The sequence below is a fragment of the Phocaeicola faecalis genome (assembly GCF_021730445.1).
In the GTDB taxonomy this organism is placed as follows: domain Bacteria; phylum Bacteroidota; class Bacteroidia; order Bacteroidales; family Bacteroidaceae; genus Phocaeicola; species Phocaeicola faecalis.
On sequence record NZ_JADNRM010000003.1, the window covers coordinates 128997 to 151871 of the forward strand.

Genomic DNA, 22875 nt, shown 5'->3' on the forward strand with positions numbered 1-22875 from the left:
ATTAGAAAGTCAAATTAACACCCACTGAATGAGTTGCAATCTGTGGATAATGAGAGCCTCTTCCTGATGGAGCTTCAGGATCAACATCAACAGGGAGACTGTCAAAACAAAACAGGTTTTCACCTGAATAGTATACTTTTGCATTAGAAATGCCTAACCCTTTTAACCAATTTTTAGGAAGTGTATATCCAAACTGCACATTCTTTATACGTAAATAATTAGCAGACTGCATCCAAAAGCTGGAATAATTAGAAGGGTCACTAGCAGATTTTCCACCTAATGCCACACGTGGGAAGGAACCATCAGGGTTTTCTGGTGACCAAGCATCTAACCATATAGTAGAAGGATGAGAATCATCACCATAAAATTCGCCAAACACTTCGCTAGTAAAGTAACGTTCTACTCCAGTAGCCCCTTGTAATAATACAGACAAATCGAAATTCTTCCAAGAAGTATTCAAATTCAATCCAAATGTAACCTTAGGCTGTTCTGCTCCTCCAACACGACGGTCATCTGCCGTCAGCTTTCCATTACCATCTGTATCTTTATAGCGAATATCTCCAGCTTTAAAAGCCTTTCCAAAGGGATTCCCATAAGTTTTTGTAAACTGATCAGCTTCTTCCTGACTTTGAAAAATACCGTCTGCCACATATCCATAAAAAGAATTATACGCTTCTCCTACCCGATTGATATAGTAGCTTGAAATCTTATCTCCTCCAACTCCCAGATCTAAAACTTCATTATGATTAAATGCTACATTTCCAGATGCATTAAAACGCCAATCTCCCCATTGTTTATGAAACGATGCTGTAACTTCAACTCCTCGATTTTCCATTTTCCCTACGTTATCTTTATAAGCCCCTAATCCAAAGGTAGCAGGAACAAGTACATCCATTATAATACCATCAGTCACACGGCTATAATATTCAATCGAGAAATCCAAGCAGGAAAATATACTAGTTTCAACAGCAATTCCCCAGTTAGTTGTAGTCTCCCAAGAAATAGACTCAATCTTTTGACTCGTTTGAGTTACTCCTGTATTGGTTATGCCACCAAATGGATACTTAGATCCTATACTATAAGTCACCATCCAAGGATAAAAGTCCTCCAAAGCATCTTGATTTCCTAACTTTCCCCAAGAGCCACGTATTTTTAACGACTGCAACCAATCTTGTGTGCCTTCCATAAAAGACTCTTCTGAAATCCTCCAAGCAGCAGAAACTGATGGGAAATATCCCCAACGGTTACTTTTGCTAAAACGAGAAGAGGCATCCGCACGGAAATTAGCTTCGAACAAATATTTTCCAGCATAATCATAATTTATCCTGCCAAAATAAGACATCATAGCCAACTCCCGAGTAAATCCAGAATTTTTCTGAGTAGCAACAGCACCTGCATTAATATCCGTCAAGTCGTTAGTAGGAAAACTTTCACGAGAAGCCCTTACCTCATCTTTGTTATATTTCTCTATATGATATCCTAATAACCCTTTTATGCTATGCTTTCCAAATGTATGATCATAATTAGCCAATAAATCGAAGTTATAACGATTCCATTGATAAATTCGTTTATCAACAGAGTTAGGTCCATGATATTTATTAGCATTATACTGAATGTCTTTCACATAATCTTTATAATCCTGAATATTAGAAACATAAGATCCTTGTGCTGTCAATTTTAAATCTGGAAGAATATCATAATCCAAAGCCAAAGTTCCTGTGAAATTCTGATTCTTACGAGTAACAACCTGATCTAAATCTAACCACGCAATTGGATTACCATCTCCAATAGTTCCATATGTTCCATCTGCATTTTTATACGGAATCCAAGGAGCAATACGATTAGACTGACGAATTATCTGATCTGACCCCCCTCCTACATAAGAGTTGGTTGGATCATCATAGTCATTATGTATATATGCCATATTCGCTTTCAGGTCCAACTTATCGCTCATTTTCACATCCAAATTCATACGGAAATTAAACTGTTCCCTGTTACTATTAACCATAATACCATTCTGATGCTGATACCCAATAGAAGTCATGTATTTTACATTGTCAGCTCCGCCAGAAAGATTTACATTATGCTTATGCATAAATCCATTTCCTTGAAAAGCCAAATCCTGCCAATCCGTATCAGGATGTCCATAAGGATCTGTCCCATTACGAAACAATTGAATATCTTCCTCTGTAAATCGCGGAGATTTTCCATCCGATTCTAAGGCTTTATTATATAAGGTAGCTGCATCTGCCGAACTTACCCGATCAATCATACCTGTAGCCTTTTGCCAACCAAAACTTCCACTATAAGCAATTGTCGGCTTTCCACTTTTACCTCTTTTTGTTGTTATCAAAATTACACCATTAGCTGCTTTTGACCCATAAATAGCTGCAGATGCAGCATCTTTTAATACAGAAATAGATTCAATATCATTGGGATCTATAGAATTCATCGTACCAGTTTCGATACCATCTACCAAAATATAGGGGTCTGAATTATTCAGGGTTCCTGTACCTCTCACCCTAATTGTACCAGCATCTTGTCCCGGACGTCCTTGTCCTGAAGTAATGGTCATTCCCGGAACTGCCCCTTGAATAGCCGCCGTCACATTTGTAACAGGTCGTTCTGTCAATGCTTCACTGCCAACAGTAGCCACAGATCCTGTCAAATTCAATTTTTTCTGAGAGCCATAACCTACCACTACCACTTCTTCCAATGTCTGTGTATCTTCTTTCAAGACTATTCTAAAGGAGTCTTTCCCTTTTGTAGCAACATTTTGCGTCAAATAGCCAATATACGTAACTAGCAATTCTCCATTGGTGTCTATCTCAAGACTAAACTGTCCGTCAATATCTGTAATTACACCATTCGTTTTTACATTCTTTTCAACTACATTTGCTCCGATGATAGGTTCGCCGACAGCATCCGTTACGACACCTGTCACCTTTTTCTTCTTTGAAGGAGTAGCTATTTGTTTTTTCTCTATCAGATAAATTTTATTGTTCTTTATTTCATAAGCCACTTTTGTACCGGTCAATAACTTACCCAAGGCTTCCTCTAAATTACAATCCTTTACCTGGATAGAAACTAATCGGTTGACATCCACTACCTGGTCACTAAATACCAGTGCCATTCCTGTCTGACTCTTTATAGAAGACAAGACTTTCTCTATTTTCTCATTCTTGAAATTTAAAGAAACTTTTTGTGACCACCCAGAGGCTGTAAAGCCAAATAAGAGAATACCCAACAGCAGTAACTTTTTCATTTTGTTTTTTGAGTTCATTTCATACACAGTATTAAATTATTATTTCATTATTACAAAAGGCCTTTCTGCATAGGCTAACACATCATCAAAAAATAGGTATGAGTCAAAATTCTCTTTTTTTCTTTAAAATCGCAAAAAGCCCATTCATAGTAAAAACGACAATCGGTGATACCTCTGTTTTACCTTATTCATTATAATAAGTATAGAACAAAAATATCACCGACTGATTTTATAATAACAACTTTATTCCTTTTCGGTTATCTCAAATATGCCTTTTCCAGTTTCGTTGAAAGAGATATGCGATACTGCTTCCAAATCATTTAAGACATCCACTACATTTACTTTATTAGTGGATAAAGTAAACCTATGATCCAGCAATGACGAATCAGGTACAATAAAATGTACATCGTACTGTCGTTCCAATACCTTGACTATCTCTTTCAAAGGGGTCAAATAGAAGTTCAAACCTTTGGAGCGCCATGAGGTTATCTGTTCCATATTCTCAGGACGAGAAATTTGACAAACACCCGACCGACGGTTATACTCGGCACTTTCCCCCGGATGCAATGGATACTCCTTACCTTTGGTATCTTTCAGCAGCACGCCCCCTTCATCCAGTGTCACCCACAGATTCGATTCTGCCGTATAAGCCTTAACATTAAATTTTGTGCCGGTCACCTTTACATTAATATCTCCCAAATCGACTACAAACGGACAATCCTTCTCTTTGGCCACCTCAAAATATCCTTCTCCCCACAACTCCACTGTGCGAGTGAATATACCAAACTTTTTGGGATACTTCAGCCGGGTATCCGAGTTTAATTGAACAATCGTTCCGTCTTGCAACACGACACGCATCTGCTCACCACAGGGTACGACCAATTCTGCATATTCGGTCTCAGAAAAAAGGCCAACCTTATCTGCCAAAAAACAAACTGAACCGCAAAGAAATATAAAGGGAATCAATACAGCGGCAGCCCACCAACGACGATAGGAATTAACCCGACGCCGGGATTTTATTTGTTGCAGGAAACGCTGCTTCATCTTTTCCTCCGGTATGGCATGAGGTACCCAATTCTCTACCTCACCCTCCGTCAAGGACAACATTTCCCCATCCATTCGTTTCGATAAATAATCATGTCCCTCTTCGGTGGCAAACCACTCCGAAACCTGTCTCGCATCTTCTGCAGATGCCTTATTATTCAGAACTTTATCTATTACAGCATCATCTATTTTCATCTTTTTGCCTGTTTTTCGCTAATTAATAAAACACTTCACCCCGATAAAGGTATGAGTCTGTCTTTAATAAAAAAAATAAAACCATACTACATAAAGCAACATTATCAGCGGTTCAATGGCATTGCGCAACAATTTAATCGCCTGTGTATAATGTGATTTTACAGTAGGAACGGTTATCTGCATCATGTCTGCTATCTCTTGATTAGAAAGTCCTTTTCCAATCTTCAGCTGACATATCTTTCTTTTTTGAGGAGGAAGCTCGTTTATTGCCGACCACAAATGCCCCTTCAACTCTTTGCTCTCAAGTTCTTTCAGGAAACCTTCATCCACTTCTTCACCTTGCTGGGCTATCTCATAGTGCTTTTCAAACACAATCTGCCTGTGCCGCAATTCATTTAAAATATAATTTTTAAGAATAGTAAACAGCAGGCTCCTGATACCGGACTGGAATTCAAAAGAATCGCGCTGTCCCCATAATTTCATAAAAGTATACTGAACAGCATCTTCAGCTTCTTCACCGGACTTAAAATACCGATAAGCCAATGCATACAACAGCCGATTGTACCGTTCAAAGACAATGGTAAAGGCGGCCTCGTCTCCCCGGCGGAGTCTGGCATATAACTTTTCATCAAAATCTATAAATTGATTCATCACGGAATAGTTTCAATTAAAGGTTAAGGCAACATTCGATGGAGCAAAGTTAGATAAATTTCCGCTTATTAAATATAGATTTTCTTAAAAGATTCCGATGCACTCCAAAAAGACTAAAGTGTTTTCCGAAAAGACTTTAGTCTTTTTGAAAAACACCTAATTGTTTTTTTTAAAGGCCTTGGTCTTTTAAAGACTTCCATCTTCTCAGCCAACAATAAAAGCGTTATTCAGTTTTACTCAGCAGGAAACAAGAATCAATTATCTTGCTTTCACACAACTCCTATCATAAAGTGCTGATTTAAAACTATATACCGTGAAAGAAACACCTGCTTTGTGTGAAAGGAGAAAATACTATAACTTTCCTGTCCGTGCACCCACTGATATAACAAAGCTTTCAGGACACCACCCAAATCCATACCTATAGAGTTTTTCCGATTCTATAATAATTATTGCTTATCATCTACCGGAAGCGGAGTGGAGTTGTCTTTATAGGCGGCAAAACCTTTAATCTTCACACGCTCCTGCTTGTCACTTTCCGATGCAGCATTGCTCAACTGTTGCAGATTCTCTTTGATACTGTCATGAGTAATAAAGAAATGGTCAAGCATCGCTTTCAGATATTCATCCAACGGCCCCTCTTTCGGAGTAAACAACGTGTGGCATTTCGAATGAAGTCCTACATTCTTCTCGTCTTCATCGGCAGTATAGATAGTAGTAACCAACGATTCCACATTCACCAGGTTTACTATTTCTTTCAGGTAAGGCAATGCCGGATTTTCGATGCTGATAGAAGCCCACCATGGATTCCAAATCATAATAAAGCGAGCCTCATCCTCTACAGCAATATAAAAATCATCTCCCTGATACTTAAACACGATATGCCCTTCCTCATTCGTCTCGGGTTGACAACCTATCTTCTTCAACACAGCAATAACCAACTCTTCCGTCCCGATTTCTTCCAAATCTTCTTTCGTCATGCGGTCAAGGTGATCTCTGCGCTTTTTCCGTTCGTGACGGACGCGAAGGAGCAAAAAGGTTAACGGCCATAATGCCAATGCTATAACAGCAATAAGAATAGTAAGATCGGTCATGCTTGTTCGTATTTAAAGGTTATGGTATCGAAACAAATATAAGAAATATTATCGGAAAAACACTTTATTACAGCTTAAATGTTTCCATTTCTCCCGCACGAAGTATTTTTTTCTTTGACTTGACCGTCTTTCCCTATAAAATACCGTTTCATAAATGGCTTTTCACATCCGGCATATTTATATCAAAATTCTTTCTAAAAATCAGTATTGAATTGTCGTAACTCCGCCCGCAGCAGATGCGCCCTTCCCTCGGTCATACTATCCAGCAGTTCCCAAAAACGAGGACCATGATTCATTTCTTTGGTATGCGACAACTCATGCAACAACACATAATCCATCAGATGCGAAGGCAACAGCATCAAATAACAAGAAAGGTTTATACTTCCGGCTGCCGAGCAACTGCCCCAGCGTCCTTTACTTCCGGTTATCTTCACTCGTTTGTATGACAGGCCATAGTGTTCTGCCAATGCATCAAGCAAAGGTGGCAAATATTCGGCGGCCGCTTTCTTCATCGCTCTGATAATGGCATTACGCACCAATCGCTGCACCTCCTCCTTTGTAAAGTCAACATCATGGGGACAAATGATTTTTATTCCTTCCTCCGTATTCCGCACAGAAAAACAGGTAAAATTGCCTTTTTCCAGCCATAGCCTGAAACAAGGAGCCTGAATACGGAAGTCCAAGTCTATAGGTTTCTTACATACCCTCTGCCAGTCCTGCAACAAACGTTCACGATATTGCTCTACAACTTCCATCACCTTACTGCTTAGGCTGTAAGGCGGTACCGTAACATGCAGTCCATCCGGCTTTACACGCATGGTAATGTTACGTGCCAAACGATGGGTACGCACAATAATACGGTTGAAGTCTTTGTCAGCTAATACTCTCTTTGTTGCCATATCAGCCACAAAGATATATTATTCACAAGAAAAAAAAGAGGAAATTGCAACTTTACTGTTATCCTCTTCGTCTAATAGATAGAAACCAATAAAAAAACACAGAAATATGAAACGTACATACTTTTACTTACTCGGTCTGGTTATGACTCTGACAAGCTGTGTAAACGGCATTGCTCCCAGTAAAAACAAAATAACCAAGAAATACAATGTGGAAGCATTCGATAATATTGCCAGCCAGGGTACCGTCAATATTGTATTCAAGCAAAGTAATGCCACAACTGTAGAGGCCTATGGTCCTGACAATGTCATTTCCAATCTTATTGTTACTTCGGAAGACAGTACACTGAACATCTCCATGAAGAAAGGTGTGAAGTTCCGCGGTTTGAAGGACAACAATGTCACAATCACCATTACTGCTCCCGAGCTAAGCAGCATCAGCCAACAGGGTACAGGCAATATGACCTTGAAAGATTCCATCAAAGTGGATGATATAAAAATCATTTCCAGCGGAACAGGAAATTTTAAAGCCGACGAATTGATAGCCGACAACATAAGTGTACGGTCTGACGGAATAGGCAATGTAATGCTGAAAGGAAAGGCAGAGAAGGCCAGCTATCACATCAAAGGCATTGGAAACCTAAACGCCAAAAATATGATTGTTTCGGATGTTGTCATTGAACAAAAGGGCATTGGAAATGTTTCTTGTTATGCATCAGGGAAGATAACCGTAAGTACAAACGGAATAGGAAATGTCGATTACTTTGGGAATCCTCCAACTACTGATATCAATAAATCAGGTATCGGCAACGTAAAAAGAAGATAAAGCTCATTTCATAACTCTCTCTTTACATTAGATTATCTACCAAAAAAAGGATTACTGCTCACGCGGTAATCCTTTTTACATTATTTAGTTAGTTAATTTAAAATTTGAGAGAATTGAAACTTCACAGCCTCGAATTAAAAAGTTGTTTTAATAAGCACTAACTATCTATTTATATATAAAAGCAAATGAAAATGTTATCTACTTCTTTACTCCTGTCGTTGCCTCATCTGCGGCTATCTTTGTAACCGTATCTATTGGCAACACCGGTTCATAAGCCACTTGCGGGTCATTTGCCGTATCACGGTAGTCGTCATGCATATACACCACATCACTACCATCATCCTGCATGGAACGTTGCACCACCGTTCCCATCACAAACAAGACAGCTATCATAGCAGCAGCCTTGAACAACGGCATAAAGCGCGTTCTCAAAGTGAGGCGTTGCGCTTTCACAACCGGTTTTTCCACCCGGGCCAGAACCTTGGCATCAAAGTCACTGTCCAGCCCTCTCTCCTTCTCAATCTCCTGATAAGCAAACATTGCCTTGTAACGGAGTAAATGAGCAGGAATCTCTTTCTGACGAAAGAAAGAACGCAAAATCTGTTCCTCTTCCAAAGAAGTCTCACAGTTCCAGTAGCGCTCCAATAACTGTTCAATGTACTTATAATCCATAATTTTCTATTTCAGTATATCTTTGTTTTATCTTTTGCCGACCCCGAAAAAGATTTATTTTCACCTGCTCTTCCGGTATCTGCAAAATATCTGCAATTTCTTTATAGCTCTTTCCTTCAATATCCCGCAACTGCATAATACTTCGTTGCTTTTCGGGAAGTTCGTTCAGCAGGCGGTGAATCAAACCTAATTGCTCACTCTGTGCCAACTGTTCGTAAGGGTTCAATGCATCGGGCAGTTCCTGTGTTTCGGGTGTCAATTCCATGTGCTGTGAATCTATCTTTTCACTCCGGTCTATTGCCAGATTTCTTGCTACCGTCAGGCAGTAGGCTTCGATGGATTCAAAATTCGGCCACTCATCACGTTTATTCCATACCCTAATCATCGTATCCTGCACCACATCCTCCGCTTCAGCACTGTTCAGCGTAATACGAAAAGCCAACCTGTAGAGTTTGTCTTTCAGGGGCAAAATGTCGTTTCGGAAACTGATTTCTTGCATTGCTCTGTAATAATGACGGGTGAGATGTACAAAAGTTACACTCACCCGCTTATTTTTTTGAATTATTTTTTGATTATAGTTCCACCTTCTCCTTTAATGGCTGAAGCTAAGGTAATTACCACCTGGCTCACTCCTGCATCAATGGCAGAGAAGGAGTTTTCCAGTTTAGGTATCATCCCTCCCTGAATGATACCCCGGGCTACATATTCTTTAAACTCTTCGGGAGTAATAATGGGAATGACGCTATCATCGTCATTTTCGTCACGCAATACGCCTTTCTTCTCAAAACAATAGACAAGTGTCACATCAAAGAGTGACGCCAACGCTTTTGCTGTTTCTCCGGCAATAGTATCGGCATTCGTATTCAGCATGCTTCCCTGTCCGTCATGTGTCAGAGGAGCCATGACAGGAACGATACCTTGGCGAATCAATGTGGCCAGAAAATCGGCATTCACCTTTTCCACATCACCCACATAGCCGTAATCCACATCCTTCACCGGGCGTTTCACTGAACGGATTACGTTCATATCCGCTCCGGTCAGCCCGATAGCATTCACTCCTCTAGCTTGCAGACCGGCAACGATATTCTTATTGACCAGTCCACCGTAAACCATGGTTACCACTTTCAGAGTTTCGGCATCCGTAATACGACGACCGTTCACCATTTTACTTTCAATACCCAGTCGGGCTGCCAGTTTGGTGGCAGAACGTCCCCCACCATGCACCAACAGTTTATATCCTTCGATAGCGGAAAAGTCAGCCAAAAGCCGGTTTAGCGTAGCTTCTTCCTCTACAATCTTTCCGCCTACCTTTATTATAGTCAGTTTTTCTTTCATCGTTTTATGTTATTCCAAATAAGTATATCCATAAAGGCCGGAACGATAGTTGGACAGGAATTCCTTTCCTTCTTCTACCGAGATTTTGCCTTCTTTTACAGATTTAGTCACCCAAGTTTCCAATGTGCGCACCAGTTTCTTCGGATTATACTGAACATAATCCAGCACTTCGGCCACGGTCTCGCCATCAATCACCTGGTCAATAGAATATCCTTTATCATCCACCGATACATGCACTGCATTCGTATCGCCAAACAAATTGTGCATATCTCCCAAAATTTCCTGATAAGCTCCTACCAAAAAGACACCTATATAATAAGAGTCTTTTTGCTTCAATGAGTGTACAGGCAAGTCGTGCGATACATAACGAGTAGATATAAAGTTGGCTATCTTTCCGTCAGAGTCACAAGTAATATCTTGCAAAGTAGCATTCCGGTCGGGCTTCTCGTCCAGTCTTTGGATAGGCATAATAGGGAATATCTGGTCTATCGCCCAAGAGTCCGGCAAAGATTGGAAAAGCGAAAAGTTGCAGAAATATTTATCAGCCAACAGTTTATCCAATTTACGGAATTCATCGGGAGCATGTTTTAATCCCGAAGCAATCTGATTAATCTCACGAGTCACAGACCAATAGAGACGTTCTATCTGTGCACGGGTTTTTAAATCGACAATACCATGGCTAAACAAGTCAAGCGCCTCTTCTCGAATCTGCTGTGCATCGTGCCATGCTTCCAGCATACGGCTCTGATTCAGATTATCCCATATTTCATACAACTCATGCACCAGCTCATGATCTTTTTCACTGACCTCAAACTCTTCATCCATTTCGGGTAAAGTGGCTGTTTCGAGCACTTCAAAGATGAGTACCGAATGGTGTGCCGTCAATGAACGTCCACTCTCTGTAATGATATTGGGATGCGGAATGTTATTTTTATCACTTGCATCTACCAGTGTAGAGATAGAGTCGTTTACATACTCCTGAATGGAATAATTCACACTGCTCTCACTATTGGAAGAGCGGGTACCATCATAGTCTACCCCCAAACCTCCTCCAATATCAACAAACTCAACGCTGAAGCCCATCGCATGCAATTGCACATAAAACTGTGAAGCTTCGCGTAAAGCAGTTTTTATACGACGTATCTTGGTTACTTGACTGCCGATATGGAAATGAATCAGTTTCAAACAGTCTTTCATATCTTTCTTTTCCAAAAAGTCAAGCGCTTCCAGCAACTCACTGGAAGTCAGTCCGAATTTACTGGCATCGCCGCCGCTATCCTCCCATTTTCCACTGCCCGAAGAAGCCAGTTTAATACGGATACCGATATTAGGACGTACATTGAGCTGCTTCGCCATCTTTGCAATCAAGCGTAGCTCATTCATCTTCTCTACGACCAGAAAGATACGCTTTCCCATCTTCTGTGCCAGTAGAGCCAACTCAATATAGCTCTCGTCTTTATATCCGTTGCAGATAATCAGTGAATCCGAATCCGTGTTGATGGCAATCACTGCATGCAGTTCGGGCTTGGAACCGGCTTCCAGTCCTAAATTAAACTTCTTGCCATGACTTATGATTTCTTCTACCACCGGACGCATCTGGTTCACTTTAATAGGATAGATGATAAAGTTTTCAGCTTTATAACCATACTCTTCGGATGCTTGCTTGAAACATTTCGAGATTTTTTCGATACGATTATCAAGAATATCCGGGAAACGGACCAGCATAGGTGCTGCGACATCCCGTAACTGAAGCTCGTCCACCAATTCTTTCAAATCGACTGCGACACCGTTCTTACGGGGAGTTACCACTACATGACCTTTGTCATTGATACTAAAGTACGAAGTTCCCCAACCTGTAATGTTGTAGAGTTCTTCCGAATCTTCAATACGCCATTTTCTCATTTCTTGTTCTGTGCAAAGAGTGTATACTTTTACTAAATAGATTATAACTTTTTAATCTGTTTATTTATTCAGCAGCTTTCTCAAGCTATCTACCGAAGTCTGTATCTGCGACTTGTCTTCCAACTCATCAGCCCGAAACAATAACTTCGCCTGCGAATAAAAAGGATGACGCTTCTGCAACGCTTCACAAATAAAGTTCATCAATTCTTCATCGCTCTTGTTTGCCAATAACGGACGCTGCTGCTTCGCCACTTTCAGCCGGCGAAACAATACCTCGGGCTCCACCTGAAGAAACACAGTATCCCCGCAAGCATTCATATAGTCCATATTGTCAAAAAAACAAGGAGTGCCTCCACCGGCCGAAATTACAACATCTTCAAACTCAGCCACCTCATGCAGCATCTTTTGCTCCAGTTCGCGGAAACCCTGTTCTCCGCGTTCTAAAAACAACTGCTGGACAGTTTTGTGAAAACGCTCCTCAATATACCAATCCAAGTCTATGAAAGTAAGACCCAGTTCGCGGGAAAACGCTTTACCTAAAGTCGTTTTTCCCGCACCCATATATCCTATTAAAAATATACGTGTCATTTCTTTTTCTTAGCAGCCACCCGTTTACGAGTTTCACTTTTTTCTTTCTGCAATTCTATCACCTTAAAGCAGGTCTCCAGGTTTAAATCTTTCGGCTCTACACTTTCAGGAATCTTATAGTTCTTTTTCTGATAAGCGATATAAGGTCCGTACCGACCATTCAGAATCTGCAAATCCGGTTCTTCATCAAATGTTTTAATAACCTTCTTTTCGGCAGCTTCGCGCTTGGCATTAATCATTTCAATCGCTCCTTCCAAGGTTACTTCCATCGGGTCTTCACCCTTGGGGATAGATACGAACACATTATTATGACGGACATAAGGACCAAACCGCCCCACTCCTACCGTCACTGTCTTGCCTTCATATTCACCCAAAGTTTTGGGGAGTTTGAACGAATCAAGCGCTTCTTCCAACGTAATTGTTTCTATCGAAAGACCTTTCGGCAAATGCGCAAACTTGGGTTTTTCCTCATCATCGGCTACCCCTATCTGTATCATCGGACCAAATCGACCGATTTTTACCGACACAGGTTTTCCAGTCACCGGGTCATTTCCAAGCATTCTTTCACCCACCTTATGCTCGCTCTTCGCATTCATGGTCTTGTCCACCAACGGATGAAAACCGTCATAGAAGTTCTTCATCACACTGGTCCATTCTTTCTCACCTTCCGCTACTTCATCAAACTCTTTTTCAACATTTGCGGTGAAATTATAATCCATAATTTCAGGAAAGAATGACATCAGAAAGTCATTAACCACAATACCTACATCAGTAGGCAGCAACTTAGACTTCTCATTCCCGGTCGTTTCCGTCTTGATGGTTTCGGTTATCTTATTTCCTTTCAGTTTCAATATTTCATAAGGACGTTTTACGCCTTCACTGTTTCCTTTTACCACGTAGCCACGTTGTTGGACTGTCGATATAGTAGGAGCATATGTAGACGGACGACCGATTCCCAGTTCCTCCAGCTTACGCACCAGACTGGCTTCGGTATAGCGCGGAGGACACATACTGAAACGCTGAGTAGCAGAAATTTCTTTATTTTCCAATGACTGTCCCTTGCTCAAAGGAGGCAATAAGCGGCTTTCATCCTCCTGCTCGTTATCGTCATCATAAGACTCTTTATATACACGCAAGTAACCATCAAAAATCACAACCTCGCCAATAGCAACGAAAGTTTCTTCACTATTACTGATAGAGATGGTAGCAGTGGTCTTTTCGAGTTCAGCCTCCGCCATCTGTGATGCAACAGTACGTTTCCAAATCAGTTCATACAGTTTCTGCTCTTGTGCTGTTCCTTCGATGGTCTCATTCGCCATATCCGTTGGACGGATTGCCTCGTGAGCCTCTTGTGCACCTTTTGTCTTCGTTGCAAACTGACGTGTCTTTACATATTTTTCCCCCATCAGCGACATGACCGTCGACTTGCTGGCAGCCAATGCCAAATCCGAAAGATTCACAGAGTCGGTACGCATATAAGTAATTTGTCCGCTTTCATATAAACGTTGCGCCACCATCATGGTCTGCGCAACCGTAAATCCTAACTTCCGGGCAGCCTCCTGCTGCAAAGTAGAAGTAGTAAATGGAGCTGCCGGCGACTTTTTAACCGGACGGGTTGTAATATCTTCAATCGAGAAATCCGCATCCTTACACAATTCAAGGAATGCCTGAGCCTCTTCTTTTGTCTTGAAACGTTTGCTCAATTCAGCCCTTACTTCCGTTTTATTGCCATCGGCATCAGGAGCTTCAAATATAGCAGTTACACGATAAGAAGGTTCGCTGACAAAAGCATGCACCTCACGCTCACGTTCCACAATCAACCGAACGGCAACAGACTGCACACGACCGGCAGAAAGAGCAGGTTTTACCTTCTTCCATAAAATAGGAGAAAGCTCAAAGCCCACAATTCTGTCCAAGATACGACGCGCCTGCTGAGCATTTACAAGATTCTCATCTATGTCACGCGGGGTTTCAATGGCTTTTAATATCGCAGTTTTGGTTATCTCGTGGAATACAATACGCTTTGTCCTCTTCGGATCCAATTTCAACACTTCATATAAATGCCACGAAATGGCTTCTCCCTCACGGTCCTCATCGGATGCGAGCCACACCATATCGGCTTTTTTCGCCGCAGCTTTCAACTCACTTACCAGTTTTGTCTTATCAGGAGGTATCTCATAAGTCGGTTCAAATCCCTTCTCTACATTGATACTGAAGTCCTTCTTCTTTAAATCACGGATATGCCCGTAACTGGAAAGGACTTTATAGTCTTCTCCTAAGAATTTTTCTATGGTCTTGGCTTTTGCGGGTGACTCTACAATTACAAGATTTTTTTGCATGATATAATGTATTCCATTTTAATTAAGGGCAAAAGTAGAAAAAAAGCAGAACTACACCTATATAATAAGGTATGTTTCTGCTTTTTTTTCTTAAAAAGGCTCTTTTACAGAGCCTTTTTAACTAAAATCGGAAAGTAAGGCCACCTAAAACATTCAGTTTCTCAGCAGGATAACCTCCTTCATAATAGTATTGTTTGTTTAATAGATTATTCACATCCACAAAGATAGAGATGTCTTTTAATAATGCATAGGTAGCACCCACGCTCAGATTACTGACAGGATCCACATCCTCTCCCTTACGCTTTACGTAATCATAACCCAACCGAAGTTTCAAGCCCTCCATTACCTTGGCATCAACTTTAAAGTTCAACTCCATTTCAGGCTTCATGGCAGCTATCGCATCATCGTCATGCTTGGTCGTCCAACCATAATACACACCTTTTACCGATGCATCAAAATAGTCTTTATAACCATACTTCACTTCCGCACCTCCATAACCGATTTTTCCTTTATCCTGCACAAAACCCGTATATACAAATTGTCCTGCGGGCACTAACGTACAAAACAACTCATGTTTACGTATCTGATAACCACCAAATACATTAAACCATAATCCGCTTGCAGGAGACGCCTTAAAACCCAAAGTTGCATCAAGAGGAACATACGTCGCATCGAGTTGCTGCCCTATTCCCCAATAGGGAGAGATGCGGCTTAACATACGATAATCGTTTACCTGTCTGCCTCCCTGTGCATTCAAATAAAGAATATAACTATCCGAGAAAATATACTCTGCACGAATATCCGGAGCTACATCTATGCCGCTATTATTACCTGTCACCCAGTCGACATGCGCACCGAGATGCAGTCGCCAACTGTCTTCGTCAATGGCATAATAAGGATTCAGGCCTAACGAAGTATAATTCTTCATGAAGTCATCCGAATAGAATAAGTTATCCATTTCAAACTTAATACCCACACGCTGAATATCACTCAGTTTTCCCCATACATCACCTACTGTATGAATCATTTTTTCCGTGCTGCTCTCATCGGAAATTGCCGGGTATTTCTGCTTGAAATACTGAAAGCCCGTTTGTACCGTAAATTGCAGTGGCATCATTTCATCCGTAGAAGACAGGGCGACATGGAAATCTCCCAAAGTGTGATGCTGCTTATCATTCTCACCGGAAATAGAAGAAATCGGACTCAACATATAATTAAACACACGAGAATGAAGTCCTCCTCCAAGATGCAGATCCATATTCTTGAAGCTATGTCGGTATCCTACATTAAAAGAGGAAGAATAGAAACGCGATTTCCAATCATTATCAATCGCATCTTTCAGGGTACCATTCATACCGTCCAAAGAAGCAGCGACATTCAGCCGGTCATCTTTCGTGATGTCCCATACATACCCGGCCTTAAAATCCACATTACCATAATTACCGGCGCCGGCACGCACATATCCTCGTTTCGCCTTCTCCCATTCCCATTCACGAACAATGGGAAACATCTCCTCATAATTCCAAGCAGCCACAGGGCGCAAAGCCGTGGCATACTCAATTCCCTTCTTCATTACTGCCGGTTCCTCCACCTTGGGCAATACATTTATTTTGGAAGCATCCATGACAGTAGGGTTATACTCATTTTCCACTACCACAGTGCGGTTCAGTGTACTGTCTTGCTGTGCATATACAGCCGACAGAGGCAACAAGCCCACAAATGCTATAATTGCTATTTTCTTCATAATCTTTAATTTTCAGCATTTAACTTATTCAGTCTGCTCTCTATCATTCCTGCAATATCATCATCCGCCTGATAATTCTGCCTTAATGAAAGCAAATATTGTTTGGCATCCAGGTTGCGTCCTAATTTCATATAAACATCAGATAACAACACAAAGCTACGCGCCAGCCAATAAGTATGCGGAGTGCTGACCTCAATATAATTCAAGACTTCTTTCTCGGCCTGCCCTGTCTGTCCGGCATCAAAATAAATCTGTGCTACTTTATATTTCGCTTCCGCACCATATACATTGCGAGTATCTTTTGCCAAGATTTTCAAATCCTCCATAGCCCCTTCTGCTTTTCCTGCATCCAGATAAGCCTTTGCACGATAATAATGAGCCTCATTGGATAATTCGGGAGCAATTTTCGTCTCTGCCAGCAAATCCGTTGCCGCCAGAATGACCTCTTCTCCATTGCCCGACATATATGCACTACGAAGCACACCCGTCTTTGCCAATTGCCGGCGTTCCGATGAAACAGCCTTATCTTTCAATTGCTTATAAACAGTCAATGCTTTTTCATAATCCTTTGCCGAATAAGCCATTTCAGCACTCATCATCATGGCATCTTCCGAATATTTATTATTGGGATAAGCCAAAACTTTGTCCAAATGTTCTGCCGCACTATTATAAGCCTTACGGTTATAATCTATCAATCCGACATAGTAATTGGCATTCAAGCTAAATGCACCTTCCGGGAAAGTTTGCAGATAGTGAGTAAAGCTATTGCGTGCTTCGTCTATTTCACCGCGCATATACACTCTTTCGGCAGCAACATAAGTCAACGAATCACGTTCGTTCACATCAAAATTGGCTCCACCGGGAATAGTAGAAGCAAAGTTGGCATACTCATCCACCTTGTTCAAATCAATATAAATAGATTTCAAATCCCTTTGGGCAAGACGAGCCTCCTCACTTCCCGGATAATTAGTGATTACCTGCTTGTAAGCCTGAATAGCTTCCGGATACTTATCGCCCTGATAATAGAGTAAACCGATTTCATTAGCCGCCCGACGAGCCATATTGCTTTCCGGGAATTTCTTCAGCAAAATATTGAAACGGTTAATAGCATTCGTATGATCCTCCATTTGAACAAAAGCACGGCCTTGTTCATATAAAGCATCATCCAAATATTGAGACTCGGGATAATCTGCTATCAAACGATTTAAAATTTGTATCTTTCCATTATAATCCTTCTGCAAGCCACGGACAAAAGCCTCTTGATATAAAGAATAATCACCCAAAGAAGAATCTATCTCCACAGCACGGGCATAATCCTGACGGGCCGAATCAAAACGGCGGGCATAAAAGTTACAGTCACCGATGCGATTGTAAGCATCTGCCTGTACAGCACGGTCATTGACAGTTCCACGATCAACAAAACGGGTAAACCAATTCAATGCACCATTATAATTCTTTTGCTTAAAGTCAGTATAGCCAAGATTATAAAGTGCCAATCCGTACTCCCGGTTCGTCTTATCGGGAGCAAACTCCAAGTACCGGCGTAAATCATTTCCAGCCTGAGCATAATGCTCCAACCTGTAGTTTGCCTCACCACGCCAATAATATGCATCAGCCTTAGTAGCCATATTATATTGTCCGATTGCCAAGGAACGATTAAAATATTCTATCGCCTCATGAAAATCGGCATTAGCAAACGCCTGAGTACCGAGACGGAACAGAATCTTTTGTTTCGCTTCCATGATTCGTGCACCCGGATGCTCAATCTTTGCAATAGACTTCAGCGCAGCTTCGTAGCTACGGGTATTCATATATACCTCTATCAAGTAATCATTTACCCGTTCGGCATACAGCGAGTTGGGAAATTCATTAAGGAAACGTTCGAACACCGTTACAGATTCAGCAAAAGGAGAATACGAAGTCTCATGTATACACAAAGCATAATTATAAAGAGCTTGTTCTTTCACCTGCGGATCAAATCCTGATGCAGAAGCCTGTTCAAAAGCCATTCTTGCCTGGTTGCGTTCCTTCAAGTTTAAATAGGCCAAGCCCATGTGCAAATATGCATTCTGAGATAAGGCATCGTTCACCGAAGTCGTTTCGCCCAATATGGCAGCCGCTTTTGAATAGACACCGGTATAATAATAACTCATACCCAACTCATACAGCGCTTTACGCTGCGGACGAGGCACTGCGACCTGATAACGTTCCAATGGTGCAATAGCCTCCTGATAATTATTCAGGCCGAAATAAGCCTCCCCCAAAACACGTTCCATCTGAGCCTCATCTTTATGGCCGGAATAAACCTGCAAATAATGAGCGGCCACCGAACGTGCCTGTTCATAATTACCTTTCAATAAATAAATTTCTCCTATATAATAGGGCACCAAAGATGAATATACGGCATCATCTTTCAAAGATAAAAAAGCATTTAATGCCTTGTCATACCGTTTCTCTACATAATCAATATAAGCCAAATTATAAATAGCATCCGATTGATAACGCGGGCTCACCTCTTTCAGTAAAAGGAACCATACGGAAGCATCACGCAAGTTTCCTTCCTTTAAATAAGAAGTGGCAAGGCGCATGGCGCAATCATCGCGCTCTGCATCGGGCAAGGTCTCAATATCACACGCCCTAAACATAGCTATCGCCTCCTTATATTTACCTTCTTCAAAATACACCGAAGCAATCAAAGAACGTACCCTGTCTGTATATCGTGAATCAGGGTATTTATCCAGATAAGCCTGCAACAGTTCCACGCTGTTTTTTGACTTCAAGTCATACTCTCTGCATACCCTTCGGTATTCCTTATCACCCGCCACATCATCGGGAAGGATTTGTTGGGCCATGCCTTGCAAAGCACACCCACCCATCAACGCAGCTATTAATAAAGTCCTTTTCTTCATATTCTATATCTAATATTTATATTCTTTCAAAAAACGTTTTACTCCCTCACGCACAGAATCAAGACCAAATTCCTCCGGATTTACCTTGTCAAGCGGCATCCAAAAAGAATCCGCCACATCATCCATCGCTTCAATCCGAGTCGTATCTTTCACCGTACAAAGGAAAAACTGATCTAACGTATGTACCAAAAAGCCGGAATAAAGATATGTATTGGGCAACGAAAACAGATAGACCGCTTTTTTCACTTCAAGACCCGTTTCTTCCAACACTTCACGTGCTACACCCTCTTCACCGGTTTCATACATATCTATAAACCCTCCCGAAAGGTCTAATGTTCCTTTCGCGGGTTCTTTACCCCGCCGGCAAACCAATAATTCATTTCTCTCATTCAAGATAAATGCCACTGTAGCGGCACTTGAATTAAAGTAATAGACAAAGCCACAATCCGCACAGCGTTTGGACTTCTCATTATTTACCACAAAATGTGAAGAACCACATTTGGGACAATACTTGAATAGCTCTAGTGGATGCATAATTACTCCTTTTCTTTTATAGACACCGCAAAGATAGCTTAAATGACAGATAATTCATTAATTAAATCTAAAAGAAGAAAGAGAAAACACAATTCTTAGTACATTTGTTAGCAAATACAAATGTAAATCACTCACATGGAGATTGTCATAATTATCGCACTTATTTTACTAAACGGGGTATTCGCCATGTCCGAAATAGCCTTGATTTCTGCGCGTAAAAGCAGTTTGAACAATGATGTCCGTCACGGCAGTTCCTCCGCACGTATCGCTCTTAAATTAGCCAATGACCCGGATAAGTTTTTATCGACCATACAAATCGGAATTACGCTGATTGGTATCCTCACCGGTATCTATTCCGGCGATGTATTAGCATCTGATTTCAGCAAAGTGCTGGTTTCAGCAGGCGTTCCAATCGCTTATGCACATATAATAGCACAAATTCTGATTGTCATTTTAGTGACCTATCTCACCATCATCTTTGGAGAACTTGTTCCGAAACGAATCGGTATGAGCGCATCTGCACGTGCAGCCAAGCTATTGGCACGTCCCATGTATTGGCTGTCTGTCATAGCTTCTCCTTTCGTGTGGATTCTGGCAAAAAGTACTTCACTGATTTTCAACTTGCTACATATCAACACTGCCGAAGAAAAGGTTACGGAGGAAGAAATCAAGTCCATGATTGAAGAAGGAGCCGAAAATGGCGAGGTACAAGAAGTAGAACAAGATATCGTAGACCGTGTCTTCTCGTTGGGCGACCGCAGCATCAATACCATTATGACCTATCGTAATGATATAGTGTCTATCGATATAGATATGGGAAACAAACAGATTTATGATATCGTATGCCAGCATTTATATCAGGTTTATCCGGTAACACAAGACAATACCTTGGACAATATCATAGGTGTGGTTTATCTGAAAGACCTTTTCGGTAAATTACAAGGGACGAACTTTAACCTGCGTGACGTTATTCGTCCGGCACAATACTTCCATGAAAACATGGATGTTTATAAAGTATTGGAACAAATACGCCAACACCATATTAAATACGGACTAATCTGCGACGAATTCGGTAGCCTTCAGGGAGTTATTACAATGAAAGATATATTGGAAGCATTGGTAGGGGCACTGCCCGGCGACTCTGAAGAGCCGGATATCATTCTCCGCAAAGACGGCAGTTGGCTGATAGACGGACAATGCTCTTTCTATGACTTCCTAAGTCATTTCGAAATGGAAGATTTATATCCTGAATATAACTACAATACATTGAGTGGACTTATTTTACAGCAGTTGGGACATATTCCCAAAACCGGAGAGCTTCTCCAATGGAACGATTTCCTTTTTGAAATTGTAGATATGGATGGGGCACGCATCGATAAGATATTGGTCACCCTGTCAGACAAAAACAAAGAAGATAAATAAAGGTATGCTACAAAGAGATTATATCATGCGTTTGGTTCGCCAATTTATAGAAGCACTGGAGAAATTGGTGGAAGAGAAGAAAAAAGAGGATGGCTCTGAGTTTCAACTAAAAATACAAAGTATCTATCGAGCCTATTTTAACCACAGCCACCACTTCTATTATGAGCAGGATGCAGAATATATCTTGACCGACCTGTCTCAAGACTATGAAGGGCAAGAGTTTCTGACCCGAATCGATATGTTGTCGGAGTTACTCTACCAGGATGCCCTGTTGAAAGAGCCGGACGAAAAGAAATATTTTTTATCAAAAGCGCTCTACCTAAAAGAGTATCTGGACACCCATAGTGACACCTTTTCTTTTGAGCGAAGAAACAAAATAAGTGAAATCAAGAAGTTATTAGAGATATAGACTAAAAAAATGCACTTTTTTTCAAAGAATCTATGTTTTTTCTTTCAAAATAGTAGATAAATTAAAAACTATTCCTATATTTGCTTACAGATTGACAACACTAAAATCAAAATATTATGGAGAAAATTGACAGTCTTGACAGACAGATTCTTGAAATTATATCTCAAAATGCCCGCATCCCGTTTAAAGATGTCGCGGCAGAATGTGGCGTTTCCCGTGCCGCTATTCACCAACGCGTACAAAGATTAATTGATCTGGGGGTTATTATCGGTTCGGGATATCATGTAAATCCTAAGAGTCTGGGTTACAGAACTTGTACTTACGTGGGAATCAAACTTGAAAAAGGTTCAATGTATAAAGCTGTAGTAAATGAATTAAAAAAAATTCCCGAGATAGTGGAATGTCATTTCACCACCGGTGCATACACTATGCTGACTAAAGTATACTCTCGTGACAATGAACATTTAATGGATATATTAAACTCCAGAATCCAAGAGATTCCCGGTGTGACAGCTACCGAAACAATGATATCTTTGGAACAAAGTATCAAGAAAGAAATTCCCATCCAAACCGAAAAATAATGGAATGGCTGACTGAATACCATTTAAGTGGCATTGCCATCGGCATTTGCACATTTCTGATAATCGGTCTTTTCCACCCCATTGTGGTCAAGGCTGAATATTATTGGGGAACACGCTGCTGGTGGATTTTCCTTCTTTTAGGAATAGTCGGCATCATCTGCTCAATCTTGATTAGCGACATACTTATTTCTTCACTCGCTGGCGTTTTCTCGTTTTCCTCCTTTTGGACTATAAAAGAAATCTTCGAGCAACGGGAACGCGTACTGAAAGGCTGGTTTCCGATGAACCCCAAGCGAAAACACGAGTACGAAGAAAAATAAATTTCTATTTTCCGGGCATTTCAAGTATAATGAGAAATACCCGGAAAATAATACCCTTCTTGCAAGGACAACTTATCACTATAGAGAAAAAAGATTCTCATAATGTCATTGGCGGCTACTCTATTTGCCATATTTTTCTTATTTTTGTGGAC

At 40.9% G+C, this 22875-nt stretch carries 19 protein-coding genes; 5 read left to right on the forward strand and 14 right to left on the reverse strand.

Annotated features, from left to right (window positions below; all coding sequences use genetic code 11):
- Window position 1 precedes the first annotated feature (1 nt).
- The 5 genes from IR173_RS05840 to IR173_RS05860 all read right to left on the reverse strand — a co-directional run bounded on the left by IR173_RS05840 (window position 2) and on the right by IR173_RS05860 (window position 7145).
- Complete coding sequence (locus IR173_RS05840; RefSeq protein ID WP_237038735.1) at window positions 2-3265, reverse strand: TonB-dependent receptor; 3264 nt, start codon at window positions 3263-3265, stop codon at window positions 2-4.
- Between the two features lie 243 nt (window positions 3266-3508).
- Window positions 3509-4504: a FecR family protein gene (locus IR173_RS05845; protein WP_237038736.1), complete on the reverse strand. Its 996-nt coding sequence runs from the start codon at window positions 4502-4504 to the stop codon at window positions 3509-3511.
- A gap of 63 nt (window positions 4505-4567) precedes the next feature.
- Window positions 4568-5155: an RNA polymerase sigma-70 factor gene (locus tag IR173_RS05850; protein ID WP_237038737.1), complete on the reverse strand. Its 588-nt coding sequence runs from the start codon at window positions 5153-5155 to the stop codon at window positions 4568-4570.
- Between the two features lie 446 nt (window positions 5156-5601).
- Window positions 5602-6246, reverse strand: a complete 645-nt coding sequence (locus IR173_RS05855; RefSeq protein ID WP_237038738.1) for a YbjN domain-containing protein — start codon at window positions 6244-6246, stop codon at window positions 5602-5604.
- A 194-nt stretch (window positions 6247-6440) separates the two neighbouring features.
- Window positions 6441-7145 (reverse strand): M48 family metallopeptidase, encoded by a 705-nt coding sequence (locus tag IR173_RS05860; protein ID WP_237038739.1) that lies wholly within the window; start codon window positions 7143-7145, stop codon window positions 6441-6443.
- A gap of 106 nt (window positions 7146-7251) precedes the next feature.
- On the opposite strand from IR173_RS05860, the gene IR173_RS05865 reads away from it, so the two are divergent.
- The gene (locus tag IR173_RS05865; RefSeq protein ID WP_237038740.1) at window positions 7252-7968 is read left to right on the forward strand and encodes a head GIN domain-containing protein; all 717 of its coding nucleotides are present in this window, start codon (window positions 7252-7254) and stop codon (window positions 7966-7968) included.
- 198 nt (window positions 7969-8166) lie between these two features.
- Here IR173_RS05865 and IR173_RS05870 read toward each other — a convergent pair whose 3' ends face one another.
- The 9 genes from IR173_RS05870 to IR173_RS05910 form a co-directional block, all read right to left on the reverse strand.
- Window positions 8167-8640, reverse strand: a complete 474-nt coding sequence (locus IR173_RS05870) for a hypothetical protein (RefSeq protein WP_237038741.1) — start codon at window positions 8638-8640, stop codon at window positions 8167-8169.
- A complete protein-coding gene (locus IR173_RS05875) occupies window positions 8630-9139 on the reverse strand; it encodes an RNA polymerase sigma factor (protein WP_237038835.1) in 510 nt (169 codons plus the stop codon). The genes IR173_RS05870 and IR173_RS05875 overlap by 11 nt, the downstream gene beginning before the upstream one ends.
- 62 nt (window positions 9140-9201) lie before the next feature.
- Window positions 9202-9975: an acetylglutamate kinase gene (gene argB, locus IR173_RS05880; protein ID WP_237038742.1), complete on the reverse strand. Its 774-nt coding sequence runs from the start codon at window positions 9973-9975 to the stop codon at window positions 9202-9204.
- Window positions 9976-9984: 9 nt separating this feature from the next.
- Window positions 9985-11877 carry a biosynthetic arginine decarboxylase gene (gene speA / locus IR173_RS05885; RefSeq protein ID WP_237038743.1) on the reverse strand — a complete coding sequence of 631 codons (1893 nt, stop codon included), beginning with the start codon at window positions 11875-11877 and terminating at the stop codon, window positions 9985-9987.
- A 60-nt stretch (window positions 11878-11937) separates the two neighbouring features.
- Window positions 11938-12465: a shikimate kinase gene (locus IR173_RS05890; RefSeq protein WP_237038744.1), complete on the reverse strand. Its 528-nt coding sequence runs from the start codon at window positions 12463-12465 to the stop codon at window positions 11938-11940.
- Window positions 12462-14804, reverse strand: a complete 2343-nt coding sequence (gene topA / locus IR173_RS05895) for a type I DNA topoisomerase (RefSeq protein WP_237038745.1) — start codon at window positions 14802-14804, stop codon at window positions 12462-12464. The genes IR173_RS05890 and topA overlap by 4 nt, the downstream gene beginning before the upstream one ends.
- Before the next feature lie 121 nt (window positions 14805-14925).
- Window positions 14926-16548, reverse strand: a complete 1623-nt coding sequence (locus IR173_RS05900; protein ID WP_237038746.1) for a TonB-dependent receptor — start codon at window positions 16546-16548, stop codon at window positions 14926-14928.
- A gap of 5 nt (window positions 16549-16553) precedes the next feature.
- Window positions 16554-19457, reverse strand: a complete 2904-nt coding sequence (locus IR173_RS05905) for a tetratricopeptide repeat protein (RefSeq protein ID WP_237038747.1) — start codon at window positions 19455-19457, stop codon at window positions 16554-16556.
- Window positions 19458-19466: 9 nt separating this feature from the next.
- A complete protein-coding gene (locus IR173_RS05910; protein ID WP_237038748.1) occupies window positions 19467-19991 on the reverse strand; it encodes an NUDIX hydrolase in 525 nt (174 codons plus the stop codon).
- 135 nt (window positions 19992-20126) lie between these two features.
- On the opposite strand from IR173_RS05910, the gene IR173_RS05915 reads away from it, so the two are divergent.
- The 4 genes from IR173_RS05915 (at window position 20127) to IR173_RS05930 (ending at window position 22723) form a co-directional block, all read left to right on the forward strand.
- On the forward strand, window positions 20127-21413 hold the full coding sequence (locus IR173_RS05915) for a hemolysin family protein (protein ID WP_237038749.1): 1287 nt from the start codon (window positions 20127-20129) through the stop codon (window positions 21411-21413).
- A gap of 4 nt (window positions 21414-21417) precedes the next feature.
- Window positions 21418-21822 (forward strand): hypothetical protein, encoded by a 405-nt coding sequence (locus IR173_RS05920; protein ID WP_237038750.1) that lies wholly within the window; start codon window positions 21418-21420, stop codon window positions 21820-21822.
- Window positions 21823-21938: 116 nt separating this feature from the next.
- Complete coding sequence (locus IR173_RS05925) at window positions 21939-22403, forward strand: Lrp/AsnC family transcriptional regulator (protein WP_237038751.1); 465 nt, start codon at window positions 21939-21941, stop codon at window positions 22401-22403.
- The gene (locus IR173_RS05930) at window positions 22403-22723 is read left to right on the forward strand and encodes a DUF4491 family protein (RefSeq protein ID WP_237038752.1); all 321 of its coding nucleotides are present in this window, start codon (window positions 22403-22405) and stop codon (window positions 22721-22723) included. Before IR173_RS05925 ends, IR173_RS05930 begins: the two co-directional genes overlap by 1 nt.
- Window positions 22724-22875 lie beyond the last annotated feature (152 nt).